The following is a 14,135-nucleotide window of genomic DNA, read 5'->3' on the forward strand; positions in this document are numbered from 1 at the left end:
TCTCCTGCATCGTGGGGTCCCCCTGGACCACAAAAGTCTTGGTGAATTCACAGTATCTGCAGAGTGTGCACTCTATGGATCCCCCGAACGGGGCGGTTCGACGCGTCGTCCCCGGGCAGAATGGCTGGATGCCCGGAGATCGCCCCGCCCGCCCCCAGTCCGTCTTCGTCGTCGACCGCGTGGAGCGGCTCACGCCCCACCTAGTGCGCGTCCACCTCGGCGGCGACGCGTTCGACGCGTTCCTCGCCGGGGCCGACCCCGAGCGCCTCGCTGCGACCGACAAGTACGTCAAGCTGCTGCTGGCGAAGCCGTACCTCGGGCTCGTGCCGCCGTACGACCTCGACGCGCTGCGCGAGACCCTCGCGCCGGAGGACGTCCCGGTGCGCCGCACCTACACGGTCCGCTCGGTCGACGAGGCCGCGAAGACCATCGCCGTCGACTTCGTGGTGCACGGCGACGAGGGCCTCGCAGGGCCGTGGGCCGCCGCGGCCCAGCCGGGCGACCTGCTCGCGCTGTCGGGGCCTGGCGGCGGCTATGCGCCGTCGGCCGACCCCGCGGTCTTCCATCTGCTCGTCGGCGACGACGCCGCGCTGCCCGCCCTCGCCGCGGCCATCGAAGCGCTCAGCACCGACGCCCGCGGCGTCGCGCTGCTCGAGGTCGAGTCGGCCGCCGATCAGCTGCCGCTCACGGCGCCGACCGGCGTCGAGCTCCGCTGGCTGCACCGCGCTGGCGCCGCCCCCGGCAGCCTGCTCGTCGCCGCCGCCGAAGAGCTCGCGCGGCCCGAGGGCGTGGTGCAGGCGTTCGTGCACGGCGAGCGCACGGCCATCAAGCAGGTGCGCCGGGTGCTCACCGACGGCTGGGGCCTCGACCGGGCCCACCTGTCGCTCTCGGCGTACTGGGCGCTCGGCCGCGCGGAAGACCGCTTCCAGGCCGAGAAGCGCGAGCCCGTCGGGCAGATCTTCTGAGGATCTCCGCGTCTACCACACGGAGTGGGGGGCGCGTTTCGCGCGATCGAAGGCCGATGTCCGCCTCGTGCCGAAGGGGCATCGCTTCGCTAGCCCGACCGCCGGCGTCTAGCGCTCGGAGACCTGGCCGGCCTTGATGTAGAGGCGGCGCTCGGCGCGGCGAGCCACCGCCGAGTCGTGCGTCACGATCACCAGCGTCAGGCCGCGCTCCCGCCACACCCCCTCCAGCAGCGCCATGATCTCGTCGCGGGTCACCTCGTCGAGGGCTCCCGTCGGCTCGTCGGCGAGGAGCACGCGCGGCTCCTTCACGAGGGCTCGGGCGATCGCGACACGCTGCTGCTGGCCGCCGGAGAGCTCCGACGGCAGGTGCTCGGCCCGCTCCGCCAGGCCGACCGACTCGAGCGCGGCGGCCACCCGGTTGCGGCGCTCGTCTCGCGGCAGGGAGCTGTCGGCGAACGCGGTCTCGACGTTCTCGGCCGCCGACAGCGTCGGGATCAGGTTGAACCCCTGGAAGATAAATCCGATCTCGGTGGCGCGCGCCCGGGCGAGGGCCCCGTCGGAGGCCGTCGCGAGTTCCTGCGCCCCCAGCTTCACCGAGCCCGAGGTCGGCCGGTCGAGCGCGCCCAGCATCTGCAGCAGCGTCGACTTGCCGCCGCCGGTCGGGCCCTGCACGGCGACGAGCTGCCCGCGCGGGATCACCAGGTCGACGCCGCGCAGCGCCTCGACGGTGCGCTTCTTCTGCCGGTACGTCTTGGTCACGCCGGTGAGCGTGAACGCGGCATCGCGGCCGCCGATGGTCGTGGCGAGCGGGGTCGGGATGGTCGTGGTCATGGGGTCTCCTGGGGTGCGGCGGCAAGGGGTGCGGCGCAACGGGGTGCGGCGGTACGGGGTGCGGCGCAACGGGCTGCGGCGAATCGGGGTGCGAAGGCGGGGCGGGCCATCGTGGTCGGGCTGGGCGAGACGCTCCCGCGGCCCTCGGCCGGAGCGGGCCCGGCCCGGCGCGACGTGCGTCTCACGCGACGCTCCGCAGCGCCTCGGCCGGTCGCAGGCGCGAGGCCCGCCATCCGCCGAAGGCGCCGGCGAGGAGTCCGCCGAGCACGGCCAAGCCTGCCGCGATGAGGATGATGCCCGCCGTCAGCGGGATCTGGAGCGCGATGTCGGTCGTCGTGCTCGCGGTGGACGCTCCGCCGGGGCCGCCGGCGCCGGGGCCGGAGGTCGACGCCGCGGCGGCGGTCGACAGGGTCGGGGCGATGACGTTGACGATGATGATCCCGGCGATGCCGACCGCGGCGCCGATGGCCCCGCCGATGAGGCCGTTGACCACAGACTCCCCGGCGACCTGGCGCACGATCCGGCCGTTCGACCAGCCGATCGCCTTGAGAGTGCCGAACTCGCGGGTGCGGCGGCTGACGCCGGAGACCGTGAACAGCACGGCGATGGCGAAGGCGGCGGCCAGGACGATCAGCGACAGCCACTTGCCGAGGTTCGACACCAGGTTCGAGACGGTCGAGAGCGAGCCTGAGATGCTCGAGGCCAGATCGGCCTCGGTCGAGACCGTCGCGCTGGGGAGGGCCTTCTCGATGGCGGTCTGGATGCTCGTGACGTCGGACGCCGAGTCGGCCGAGACGGAGATGTCGGTGACCTTGCCGTCGAGGTCGGCGAGCGACTGCGCGGTGTCGAGCGGGATGTACGTGTCAGAGGCGGTGGCCGAGCTCGACGACGACGACGAGACGATCCCGACGACGGTGAACTTCTTGCCGCCGATGGTGAGGGTGTCGCCGACGGTCTTCTTCTCGGTGGTCGCGTAGGTGCTGTCGAGCACGACGTTCTTCGTGCCGTCGTCGCTGGCCTTCAGGTAGCGGCCGGAGTCGAGCGCCGTCGCCGACATCGGCCCCACGCTCGTGTCGGTCGTCGAGATGCCGGTGACGGTGAACGAGTCGACGCTGAAGCTGCTGGGGCCCGTGCCGGTGCTCGTGCTGCTGCTCGAGTCCGTGCCGCTTCCGGTGGTCGGAGCCTCGCCGGTGGTGCCGGAGCCGCTCGTGCCGCCGCTCGACGGCGCCGCCCCGATCGAGCCCGAGAACGAGCTGTTCGTGAGGCTCAGGGTCGCGGTGGCCGACTTCACTCCCTCGACGGCCTCGACCGTGGCGAGCGACGACTCCTTGAGGCTCGACGTGCCCATCGCGAGCTGCAGGGTCGACTGCGACAGCTTGGTCTTGCTGCTCGACGAGCCGCTGGCGGAGTCGCCGGAGCCGAAGGCGAACTGCTGGCCACCCGCTCCCGCGCCCCCGGCCGTGGCGGTCTTCGTCACGGTGATGTCGGTGCCGACGCCGTAGACCGACGAGAGAGCCGTCGACTGCGCGCTCTTCACCCCGGCCGAGACGCCGTTGACGATGATGACGAGCGCGATGGCCAGGGCCATGCCCATCGCGATGATGATGCTCTGCTTCTTGCGGTTGCCGAGCTCTCGGCGGAGGTAGGTGAAGAACATGCGGGCTCCTGTGGTCGGGGGTCCTGACTGTCGGACTCGCTCACGCTAGGAAGGCGCCCTGCCGGCCCGCCCTCAGCCTCCACAGGAGCCGCCAAGAGAACGTAAGGGAACGCTATGGACGAGCGCGTTGCTCGAAGCCAATGCCTGCGAATCGCGTGTGCGTGCATGCACCGAGTGCATGGATGCACCTAGTGTGATCTCGTGATCACCGAGGTACCCGACCGTCGCGCCGCTCTGAAGGCGCGCCACCGCGCCGCGATCCTCGGCGCCGCGCGCGAGCTGGTCGACGAGAAGGGCGGCCCGCGGTTCAGCGTCGACGAGCTGGCCGAGCGCGCCGACGTCGCCCGTCGCACGGTGTTCAACCACTTCGCCTCGCTCGACGAGATCCTGCTCACCCTCTGCGACGATGCGCTCGAGGTCATCATCGAGGACTTCCTCGCGGTCGCCCGGGCCACCCCGGTCGGCGACGGCAGCCGCTCCGCCATGTTCGACGAGGTGGCGCAGATGCTGCGCACCGCCGACCTGCCGTCGGCCATCGCGTCGATCGGGCGGATCCTGGGCCCCCTCGACCCGATCGACTCCCGAGGCCGCGCCCTCAGCGACGCCGCCTTCGCGCGCGCTGCCGAGCGGCTGCTGCCCGAGGTGGCCCGCCGCAACCCGGGCGCCGACTCGCTCGACGCCGAGCTGCTCGTGAGCTCGCTGATGGGCGGCGTCATCGTCATCGCCAAGCACTGGGTCGTCATGACCGACGTGCGCCTCGACGCCGGCACGCGAGCACAGTGGAGCGAGCTGCTCGGCCGCCTCATCGACACGGTCCGCACGGGCTACCACCACTAGACGTCTCACCCGGGGTTCACCGGCGCACCCCACCCGCACACCTCCACCACATCAACGCAGAAAGCCGAGATCAGCAGCATGGCCGGACTCCTCTACCGTCTCGGGCGCTTCTCCGCCCGCCGCCACTGGACCGTCATCGTCGCCTGGGTGGTGATCATCGCGCTGGCCGGCGTCGGCTTCTCGCTGTTCAAGGGCACGATCTCGTCGGCGATCAGCATTCCCGGCACGGCCACCGAGCAGGTGCAGAACGAGCTCTCGGACAAGTTCCCGAAGGCCTCGGGCGGCAGCGGCAGCATCGTCTTCGAGACGACATCGGGCAAGGCCTTCACCTCGGCCGAGAAGTCCGACATCAAGTCGTGGCTCGGCGAGGTCGCCGACATGAAGGGCGTGAAGTCGGCGACGAGCCCCTTCACGACGCAGGCGCAGCTCGAGGACGGCAAGCAGAAGATCGTCGACGGGCGCACGGCCATCGACGACGGGCGGACGCAGCTCGCCGACGCGCAGGACCAGATCGACGCGGCCGAGCCGCAGCTCGAAGCCGCTCAGAAGCAGCTCGACGGCGCGGTCGCCGCGGCGAAGGCGAGCGGCAGCTACTCCGTCGCCAAGGCCCAGCTCGACGGCCAGCAGGCGATCCTGGACGGCCAGCAGAAGACGATCGACGCGAACCAGGCGAAGCTCGACGCCAGCAAGAAGAAGCTCGAGGCCCAGAGCACCACGCTCGAGCTCAACTCGCAGCTGCTCGACCTCTCGTCGAACATCCGCTTCGTCTCGAAAGACGGGACCAGCGCCGTCGGCTCCATCCAGTTCACCACCGGCACGTACGAGGTCGACCCCGACCTGAAGACCGCGATCGTCGACAAATCGGCCAAGGGCATCGACGGGGTCCGCATCTACCCGACGAGCGACATCGCCCAGGGCGTGCCGAGCATCGTCGGGCCGGGCGAGGTCGTCGGCGTGATCGTCGCCGCCATCGTCCTGCTGATCATGCTGTCGACCATCATCGGCGCGGTGCTGCCCCTGCTCAGCGCCATCGTCGGCCTGGCCGCCTCTGTTCTCGGTGCCATGGCCTTCTCCGGCCTGGTCGAGTTCAACTCGGTCACCACCGTCCTCGGCATCATGCTGGGCCTCGCGGTCGGCATCGACTACTCGCTGTTCATCCTGAACCGGCATCGAAAGCAGCTGAAGCAGGGCATGGACGTCCACGAGTCGATCGGACTCGCGAACGGCACCTCCGGCAACGCCGTCGTCTTCGCCGGCTCGACCGTCATCGTCGCCCTCCTGGCTCTGAACGTCACCGGCATCCCCTTCCTCGGCCTGATGGGCACCGTCGGAGCCGTCGCGGTCGCCGTCGCGATCCTCGTCGCGATCTCGTTCACTCCGGCGATGCTGTCGCTCGTCGGCATGCGCATCCTCCGCAAGAAGGAGCGTGCCGCCATCGGCAACACGGCCTCCACCCGGGTGCCGAACGCGCCGATGAAGAGCTGGCGCGCCGTCGCCACCCTCGTGCTCGGCGTCGTGATCCTCGGCGTCATCGCCCTGCCCGCCATGCAGATGCGCCTCGGGCTGCCCGACGGCTCGTCGGAGGCCACCGACTCCAGCCAGTACAAGGCCTACAAGACCCTCGAGCGCGAGTTCGGCGCGGGGCAGAACAGCCCGCTCGTCGTCGTGGCCGACCTGCCCGCCAAGGCGACCGACGACGACCTCCTGAAGCAGGAGATCACGATTGGCAAGGCCCTGACCTCGAACTCCGACGTGGCGGCCGTCGCCCCCATCGGCGCCTCGTCAGACGGAACCGTCGTGGCGTTCCAGGTCGTCCCCGAGGGCGGCCCGTCGAGCGAGTCGACCGAGACGCTCGTGCACTCGCTGCGCGACCTCTCGCCGCTCACGTCGGACGCCGGAGACATCACCCTCGGCGTCGCCGGCAACGCCAGCGCCAACATCGACGTGTCGGAGAAGCTCGCCAACGCGCTGCCGATCTACCTCGTGCTGGTCGTCGGGCTGTCGCTGCTGATCCTGATCCTGGTGTTCCGGTCGATCCTCGTGCCGCTGACCGCGACCGCCGGCTTCGTGCTGTCGCTGCTCGCGACCTTCGGCGCCCTGACGGCGGTGTACCAGTTCGGCTGGGCCAGCGCCCTGTTCGGCGTGCACGACCCCGCCCCGATCCTGAGCTTCCTGCCGGTCATCGAGGTCGGAGTGCTGTTCGGTCTCGCGATGGACTACCAGCTCTTCCTGGTCTCCGGCATGCGCGAGGCGTACGCCCACGGGGCACCCGCGAAGATCGCCGTCCAGCGCGGCCTCTCCGCCGGGCGAGCGGTTGTCACGGCAGCCGCGATCATCATGATCTCGGTGTTCTCGGGCTTCATCTTCTCGGAGTCGTCGACCATCCGCCCCATCGGCTTCGGCTTGGCGTTCGGCGTGCTGCTCGACGCGTTCGTGGTGCGCATGCTGCTGATCCCGGCCGCGATGCACCTGCTCGGCAAGACGGCCTGGTGGTTCCCGAAGTGGCTCGACCGGATCGTGCCCGACGTCGACGTGGAGGGCGCGAAGCTCGAGCGCTCGCACCCCGCGCAGTAGGCCCGGCGGGGGTGGGTGCGGTTCCTGCGCCTGATCCCCCGCTTCAACCCACGATCGGGACTGGGCACCACGAAATCTCGTGGTGCGCAGTCCCGATCGTGGTGTCGGGCGGTGTGGTCGCGGTGGGGAGTCCCGATTGTGGTGTCGCGCCGAGCCGGGCAGCCGCTAGTCGAGGGGGCGCAGCGCCGGGTGCTGGGCGAGCGCGTCGGCGCCGTGCGTCATGAACAGCGTCATGACCGCCAGGATCGGCGCGTCGATGCCCGACAGGCGCAGCGGCGGGATGCTCTCGAAACCGCAGACCAGAGTGCGCTCGGCGACCTCGGGGTAGACGGCCGTCATCGCGCCGTAGTGGAAGCTCAGCCACTGCCCCCGCACCAGGCAGAGCAGACGGTGGTTGGTGACGAGCACCCGGATGCCCTCGCGGTCGCGCCACTGCGTCGCAGCCAGAGCCTGGGCGGCGCGCTGGCGCGAGGCGTTGACCGCGCCGGTGACGACGAGGCCCGCGAGGATGAACGCGGGGCTGCCGAGCAGGAAGCTCCCTGTCGGCTGGTAGCCGGCGTCCTGCCCGTAGAAGCGCTCGTGCACGGCTTTCAGGTCGTAGAAGAAGACCTCGCCGGCCTCCGGCACGATCTCCCACGCGGAGATCGTCGGCGGAACCTCCTGATCGAGCAACGCGGCCCGCAGCCTCCTGGCCTCTGACCAGGCCGCGTCGGCGCCCGCCACGTCGGTGGCGTTGGGCGCGCCGAGAACGACCTCGGCTCCGGGCGCAGGAACTCCCGCCCCCGCCGTCGGAGCCTCCTGCCGCGCCGGCTTCGGCGCCCGCGACATCGCCCACCAGCGCCGGATCATTACGGCGATGACGAGCGCGACGACGACGCAGGCGAGAACGAGCACCCGGTTATCGTCGCACGCCCGGCCCCGAAAGCGGCCGATCCGCCGGTCAGAGCTGGTAGCCGCACACCTTCTCGAAGGCGGCGTCGGCGGTCTTGACGTCTTTGCTGTCGGCGACGACCTGGGCCGCGCCCTCGGTGAACCCGCTGTCGGAGAACGTCGTGTAGTCGGTCACCAGCACATCGAGCGACTCTGCGACATCCTGAGCCGACGACTTCACCTCGGCGTCGCCGACCGACTTCGCCGCATCGGCGATGTCGACGCTGAGGTGCTTCATGGCCGTCTCGTAGGCTGCGGGATCGGTCTTCGTGTCGGCGGTGTGCGCCTTCACCTCGACCTCGGATGCCTGCACGTGCCGCTTGATCGACTGGCACTCCGCCCCCTTCGAGACGGCCTTGACCGCGGCGACCGGCGAGCAGCCGACGAGGCCCCCGGTCACGACGGCAGCGAGAAGGAGCGCGGCGGCTGCGCGCGGGCGTGCGTTGTTCATGGTTCCCCCGGTGTGATGGTGCGATCTGCGACGACGGTACCAGCCGCTGAGGCGCACCAGACTCGGCGCGGTGCCGGTCGCGCCGAACACCGAACACCGGTAGGTTTGTTGCGAACGACAGCAAATGCTCGGCCCCGGGCAGCACCAGGCGGCCAGCACGACCCGCAGGAGCCCCATGCCCGACATCACCTGGACCGTCACGACGCAGGATCTCCCGTGGCAGACCCAGCCGGCCCCGGCATCGACGCCGATGGTGATCACGGCGATGACCGACTTCCCGAACGTGATCCTGAACCGGGAGCACACCGACCAGACGATGGAGGGCTTCGGCGTCTGCTTCAACGAGCTGGGGTGGACCGCCCTCGCGCGGCTGACCCCCGAGGAGCGCGGCGGGATCCTGCGCCAGATGTTCTCCGGCGACGCCGACAGCGACTCCGCCGGATTCACGATCTGCCGCATGCCCATCGGCGCGAACGACTTCTCGACCGACTGGTACTCGTACGACGAGACCCCCGGCGACCTCGAGCTCGCGGACTTCAGCATCGACCACGACCGGTCGACGCTCGTGCCGTTCATCCAGGCCGCCCAGGTCGAGCAGCCGGCGCTCCGGCTGTGGGCGTCGCCGTGGAGTCCGCCGACCTGGATGAAGTCGACGGGCCACTACGCCGGCGCGAAGCCGTTCTCCGGCTCGGGCGTCGAGAACGGCATCGGCGACGAGCAGGTGGGCGCCGAGGGCACCGACATGTTCCGCCTCGAGCCGGAGTACCTCGACGCGTACGCCCGCTACTTCGCCCGGTTCGTCACGGCCTACGCCGCCGAGGGCATCGCGATCGAGATGGTGATGCCGCAGAACGAGTTCAACTCCGCGCAGGTGTTCCCGAGCTGCACGTGGACCCCCGACGGCCTCACGCGGTTCATCCGCGTGCTCGGGCCGGCGATGGCCGAGCTCGGGGTCGACGTCTTCTTCGGGACGCAGGAACGCGCGGCCACCCACCTGCTCACCGATGTCCTGGCCGACCCCGAGGCGTCGCGCTGGGTCAGGGGTGCGGGGTTCCAGTGGGCGGGCAAGGGCGCCATCGCCGAGATCCACCGCACCCATCCGGAGCTCGCCCTCTACCAGACCGAGCAGGAGTGCGGCGACGGCCTCAACGACTGGCGCTTCGCCCGCCACACCTGGTCGCTGATGAAGCACTTCCTGAGCAACGGCGCAAGCGCCTACACTTACTGGAACCTCGCGCTCGACGAGGGCGGCGTCAGCCGCTGGGGCTGGGCGCAGAACTCGCTCGTCGTCGTCGATCCCGCGACCAGCACGTTCCGGTACACCCACGAGTACTGGCTGATGAAGCACCTCAGCGGGTTCGTGAAGCCCGGCGCCGTGCGCATCGAGGCGTTCAGCTGGTCGGGCTACGAGAACCAGCTGGCCTTCCAGAACCCCGACGGCAGCGTCGTGGTCGTCGTGCAGAACGACCTCGGCGACCCCCTGCCCTACAAGGTCGGCCTCGACGGCCAGGTGTTCGAGGCCCTGCTGCCGGCCGACTCGTTCTCGACCTTCACGATCGCGTAGCCCTCTCGCGCCCCCGCTAGGGTCGGACGCGTGAGCTCACGCCCCGTCATCGCCATCGCCGGCCTCGCGACCGAGTCGTCGACGTTCTCGCCGGGCCGCACCACGGCCGAGGACTTCCACGCGCAGCGCGGCCAGGAGGTCGTCGACTCGTGCGGGTTCCTCGCCGCGGGGCAGCCCCTGCGCGAGGCGGCCGAGTGGTACGGCGCCCTGCGCGGCAAGGCCCTCCCCGGCGGTGCCGTGCCGCGCGCCGACTACGAGCGTCTCGCCGACGAGCTCACCGCCCGGCTCGCCGAGCTGCCGCCGCTCGACGGCCTCTACTTCGACATCCACGGCGCGATGAGCGTCGAGGGGCTCGACGACGTGGAGGCCGACCTGCTGCGCCGCATCCGGGCCGTCATCGGCGCGCGCCCGATCGTCTCGACGTCGATGGACCTCCACGGCAACGTCTCGCGAGAGCTCGCCCACCAGACCGACCTGATCACCTGCTACCGCCTGGCCCCGCACGAAGACGCCGAGGAGACGCGCAAGCGGGCCGTCCGCAATCTCATCGAGCATCTCGCCTCACGACGACCGCGCCCGTTCAAGGCCTGGGTGCCGATCCCGGTGCTGCTGCCGGGCGAGAAGACGTCGACGCGCCTCGAGCCGGCTGCCTCCGTCTATGCGCGCGTGGCCGAGGTCGAGGCGCGCCCGGGTGTGCTCGACGCCGCAATCTGGGTCGGCTACGCGTGGGCCGACGAGCCGCGCAACCGGGCCGTCGCGATGGTCACGGGCACCGACGAGGCAGCGGTGGCCCAGGCGGCGCAGGAACTCGCCGCCGGGTTCTGGGCCGCCCGCGACCGCTTCGCCTTCGTCGCCCCCGCCGACACCCTCGACGGCGCGCTCGACCGGGCGCTGGCCTCGGCCGCCCGCCCCTTCGTCATCAGCGACTCCGGCGACAACCCGACCGCGGGCGGGTCGGGCGACATGAGCTGGGGCCTGACCCGGCTGCTCGCGCGACCCGAGTTCCGCTCCGACGACTCCCCCGTCGTGATCTACGCGTCGGTGCCGGGCGCCGCGGCCGTGGCGACGGCCGTCGAGGCCGGGGTGGGAGCCACCGTCACGGTAACGGCGGGTGCCGAGGTCGACTTCGCGCACGCCGGGCCGGTCACGCTCACCGGCGTCGTCCACAGCATCCGCCACGGCGACCGCGACGCCGAGACCGAGGTCGTCGTGCGGGTCGGCTCGGTGTTCGCGATCCTGACCCGCAGGAGAAAGCCCTACCACCACGAGCGCGACTTCACCGCCCTCGACCTGGCGCCTCGCGACGCTGCCATCGTCATCGTCAAGATCGGCTACCTCGAGCCGGAGCTGTTCGATCTGGCCGCCGACTGGATCCTCGCGCTCACGCCCGGCGGCGTCGATCAAGACCTGGCGCGGCTCGGCCACCGGCGCATCCGCCGGCCGATGTTCCCGTTCGACGCCGACGGCGGCGAGCCCGACCTCTCGGCGCGCTTCATCCCCGCCTCGACCGAGCCGCTCGACGGGATCGACGAATGAGCGCCGGGGCTCCACGAGAGACCGCCCGACCCGCCCTGGAGGTCGCCGTCTCGACGCCGGCGGGCGCTCGTGCGGCCCGCGCCGGCGGCGCCGACCGCGTCGAGCTCTGCTCCGCGCTCGAGCTCGGCGGCCTGACGCCGTCGCAGGGCCTGGTCGAGGCCGTCGTCGAGGTCGGGCTGCCGGTGCAGGTGCTGATCCGGTCGCGGCCCGGCGACTTCGTCTTCGGCGACGACGACGTGCGGCTGATGGAGCGCGAGCTGCGCGCCGCGGTGTCGTCCGGCGCGGCCGGCGTCGTGATCGGAGCGCTGACCGAGGCCGGAGCGCTCGATCTCGACGTGGTCAACCGGCTCGCGCGCGCGGCGCGCCACGCGCGCGACGACGTGGAGGTCACGGTGCACCGGGCGATCGACCAGTCCGCCGACCCGGTGGCCGCGGCGGCTTCGCTCGCCGGGCGCGGGATCGACCGGATCCTGAGCTCCGGAGGCGCGGCCCGGGCGGGCGACGGCGTGGCCGTGCTGCGGCGGATGGCGGCGGAGCCGGGCGCGCCGACGGTGATGGCCGGGGGCGGCGTGCGGGTGGGCGACGTGGCCGAGTTCCTGCGCGCGGGAATCACGGCCGTGCACGTGTCGGCCAAGCTGGCCGCACCGCGCCGCGGCGGCGCGTGGATCCCGCTCGGGGCCGGAGTCTCGGGGGAAGGCGCCGACACGCACTTCGTGACCGATCAGGGGATCGTCGAGGCTGTGCGCGTCGCGCTTGACGTCTGACGTCTTCGTCAGCCATCGGCGTTTTCGGGATTCTTCGAGCCGTTGACGCGTACAGACATCGGATGATTGGATGGTCGTACGACCTCCACCGAAAGGACCTCGCACCGTGGCGATGTTCAAGACCGACCCTGTCCGCCCGCCCGCCTACGCCGGTTTCGAGAAGCCGACGCCGGCCTGGTTCGAAGACGCGAAGCTCGGCATCTTCGTGCACTGGGGGCCGTACTCGGTCCCGGCCTGGGCTGAGCCGATCGGCGCCCTCGGCACGATCGACCCCGAGTACTGGAACATCCACAACCCGTACGCGGAGTGGTACTACAACACCGTCCGGATCGAGGGCAGCCCGGCCCATCAGCACCAGCAGGAGGCGTTCGGCGGCGCCGACTACGACGAGTTCATCGACCTGTGGAAGGCCGAGAACTTCGACGCCGACGCCGTCATGGCCCTCGTGAAGCAGACCGGGGCGGGCTACTTCGTGCCGACGACCAAGCACCACGACGGCGTGACCCTGTGGGACGCCCCGGGCACCGACGGCCGCAACACCGTGGCCCGCGGGCCTAAGCGCGACCTGGTCGGCGAGTTCCACGACGCGGCCGAGCGCGCCGGCGTCCGGTTCGGCGTCTACTACTCGGGCGGCCTCGACTGGCATTTCAGCGACCTGCCGCCCATCACCGGCAAGGACGACGACATCATGGTGAGCCGCCCCGTCGGCAAGGACTACGCCGACTACGCGTTCGACCACGTCGCCGACCTCATCGAGAAGTACGACCCCGAGGTGCTCTGGGGCGACATCGAGTGGCCCGACGCCGGGAAGCCCGACGGGCCGAAGAGCATGGCCGAGCTGTTCCGGCGCTTCTACGCCTCGCGGCCCGAGGGCGTGGCCAACGACCGCTGGGGCGAGACGCACTGGGACTACCGCACCTCGGAGTACGAGCTGGGCGCCTCGTCCGAGCACGGCACCTGGGAGAACAACCGCGGCGTCGGCTTCTCGTTCGGCCACAACCGGCTCGAAGACGAGTCGAACTCGCTGGACGGCCCCGGAGCCATCAGGTACTTCGTCGACGTCGTCTCGCGCGGCGGCAACCTCCTGCTGAACATCGGGCTCACCGCCTCGGGTGAGGTCACACCGCTGCAGCGCCGGGTGCTGACCGAGCTCGGCGCCTGGAACTCCGCCCACGGCGACGCGATCTTCGGCTCGCGCGCGCTGCCCGAGTCGGTCGCCGCGCCGTCGGAGTCGCCGTGGACGCGCTGGACGGCCTCCGCCGACGGCACCACCGCCTACGCGATCGTCGATGCGCCGGCCGGCACGGTCGTGACGCTCGAGGTGAACGGCGCGACCCGCGAGGTGACGCTGCCGGAGCGCGACGAGGTCGGCCCCGCGGTCGTGGCACTCCCCCTCCCTGCCTGAGCGCCGGGTGGCCACGCCCCGCGGGACCGGCTCGGGCCCGCCGACCCGGGCCGCGCGCCCCGCCGGATCGGCACGAACCCGCCGAATCGGTGCCGCCCCGCCCACACGGCTCCACCCCGCCGGATCGGCACGAACCCGCCGGAAGATCGGCGGGTACGAGCCGAAACGGCGGGGCCACGCGTAACCGCGACACCGTCCGCCGCGCACCCGGCACACCCCCGCTAGACCGGCCCGGCCCCGCGGGAACGGCTCGGCCCCGCCAGACCGGCCCGGCCACACCGCCAAACCGGCTCGAACCCGCCGAAGGTTCGGCGGGTACGAGCCGAAACGGCGGTGCCACACGCCAGCACCGCCTCAGCCCCCGCGCATCCGGCGCACTCCCGCCCGATCGGCACGGGCCCCCTGGACCGGCGCCGCACCTCCCAGACCGGCACGGCCCCACCGAAGCGGCTCGGCCCCGCCGAACCGGGCCGCCCACCCCGCCGAACCGGCACGAACCCGCCGAAGGTTCGGCGGGCACGAACCGAAACGGCGGGGCCACACGCCAGCACCGCCTCAGCCCCCGCGCAACCGGCACGGGCCCGCACGGCCGGACGGCTGAACGGCGCCACCCACCCCGCA

Annotated in this window: 11 protein-coding genes; 7 read left to right on the plus strand and 4 right to left on the minus strand. The window is 71.5% G+C overall.

The annotated features are described in order from the left end of the window. The first annotated feature begins 128 nt into the window (after positions 1-128). Positions 129-965 (plus strand): siderophore-interacting protein, encoded by an 837-nt coding sequence (locus AC3CBB_RS07825; RefSeq protein ID WP_488626578.1) that lies wholly within the window; start codon positions 129-131, stop codon positions 963-965. Between the two features lie 108 nt (positions 966-1,073). Here AC3CBB_RS07825 and AC3CBB_RS07830 read toward each other — a convergent pair whose 3' ends face one another. Continuing rightward, entirely contained in the window at positions 1,074-1,796 is a 723-nt protein-coding gene (locus tag AC3CBB_RS07830; protein ID WP_488626579.1) for an ABC transporter ATP-binding protein, read from the minus strand. 181 nt (positions 1,797-1,977) lie between these two features. Then, positions 1,978-3,453, minus strand: coding sequence for an ABC transporter permease (locus tag AC3CBB_RS07835; protein ID WP_488626580.1), 1,476 nt, complete (start codon positions 3,451-3,453; stop codon positions 1,978-1,980). A 201-nt stretch (positions 3,454-3,654) separates the two neighbouring features. Here AC3CBB_RS07835 and AC3CBB_RS07840 point away from each other — a divergent pair, with 201 nt between their 5' ends. Together AC3CBB_RS07840 and AC3CBB_RS07845 are read left to right on the plus strand one after the other, a co-directional pair. Further along, positions 3,655-4,290: a TetR/AcrR family transcriptional regulator gene (locus tag AC3CBB_RS07840; RefSeq protein ID WP_488626581.1), complete on the plus strand. Its 636-nt coding sequence runs from the start codon at positions 3,655-3,657 to the stop codon at positions 4,288-4,290. 78 nt (positions 4,291-4,368) lie between these two features. Then, entirely contained in the window at positions 4,369-6,864 is a 2,496-nt protein-coding gene (locus AC3CBB_RS07845) for an MMPL family transporter (protein ID WP_488626582.1), read from the plus strand. A gap of 165 nt (positions 6,865-7,029) precedes the next feature. Here the strand turns inward: AC3CBB_RS07845 and AC3CBB_RS07850 are convergent, their stop codons facing one another. Together AC3CBB_RS07850 and AC3CBB_RS07855 are read right to left on the minus strand one after the other, a co-directional pair. Next, positions 7,030-7,758 (minus strand): hypothetical protein, encoded by a 729-nt coding sequence (locus AC3CBB_RS07850; protein ID WP_123505017.1) that lies wholly within the window; start codon positions 7,756-7,758, stop codon positions 7,030-7,032. Positions 7,759-7,804: 46 nt separating this feature from the next. Beyond that, entirely contained in the window at positions 7,805-8,245 is a 441-nt protein-coding gene (locus tag AC3CBB_RS07855) for a hypothetical protein (RefSeq protein WP_148061134.1), read from the minus strand. A 175-nt stretch (positions 8,246-8,420) separates the two neighbouring features. On the opposite strand from AC3CBB_RS07855, the gene AC3CBB_RS07860 reads away from it, so the two are divergent. From AC3CBB_RS07860 to AC3CBB_RS07875, 4 genes are all read left to right on the plus strand, one after another. Continuing rightward, positions 8,421-9,809: a glycoside hydrolase family 30 protein gene (locus tag AC3CBB_RS07860; protein WP_488626583.1), complete on the plus strand. Its 1,389-nt coding sequence runs from the start codon at positions 8,421-8,423 to the stop codon at positions 9,807-9,809. Between the two features lie 30 nt (positions 9,810-9,839). Then, positions 9,840-11,345 (plus strand): M81 family metallopeptidase, encoded by a 1,506-nt coding sequence (locus tag AC3CBB_RS07865; protein WP_488626584.1) that lies wholly within the window; start codon positions 9,840-9,842, stop codon positions 11,343-11,345. After that, positions 11,342-12,109: a copper homeostasis protein CutC gene (locus tag AC3CBB_RS07870; RefSeq protein ID WP_488626585.1), complete on the plus strand. Its 768-nt coding sequence runs from the start codon at positions 11,342-11,344 to the stop codon at positions 12,107-12,109. The genes AC3CBB_RS07865 and AC3CBB_RS07870 overlap by 4 nt, the downstream gene beginning before the upstream one ends. Before the next feature lie 112 nt (positions 12,110-12,221). Further along, positions 12,222-13,514 (plus strand): alpha-L-fucosidase, encoded by a 1,293-nt coding sequence (locus tag AC3CBB_RS07875; protein ID WP_488626726.1) that lies wholly within the window; start codon positions 12,222-12,224, stop codon positions 13,512-13,514. Positions 13,515-14,135: the final 621 nt, after the last annotated feature.

It is taken from the genome of Frondihabitans sp. OV104, assembly GCF_057787745.1.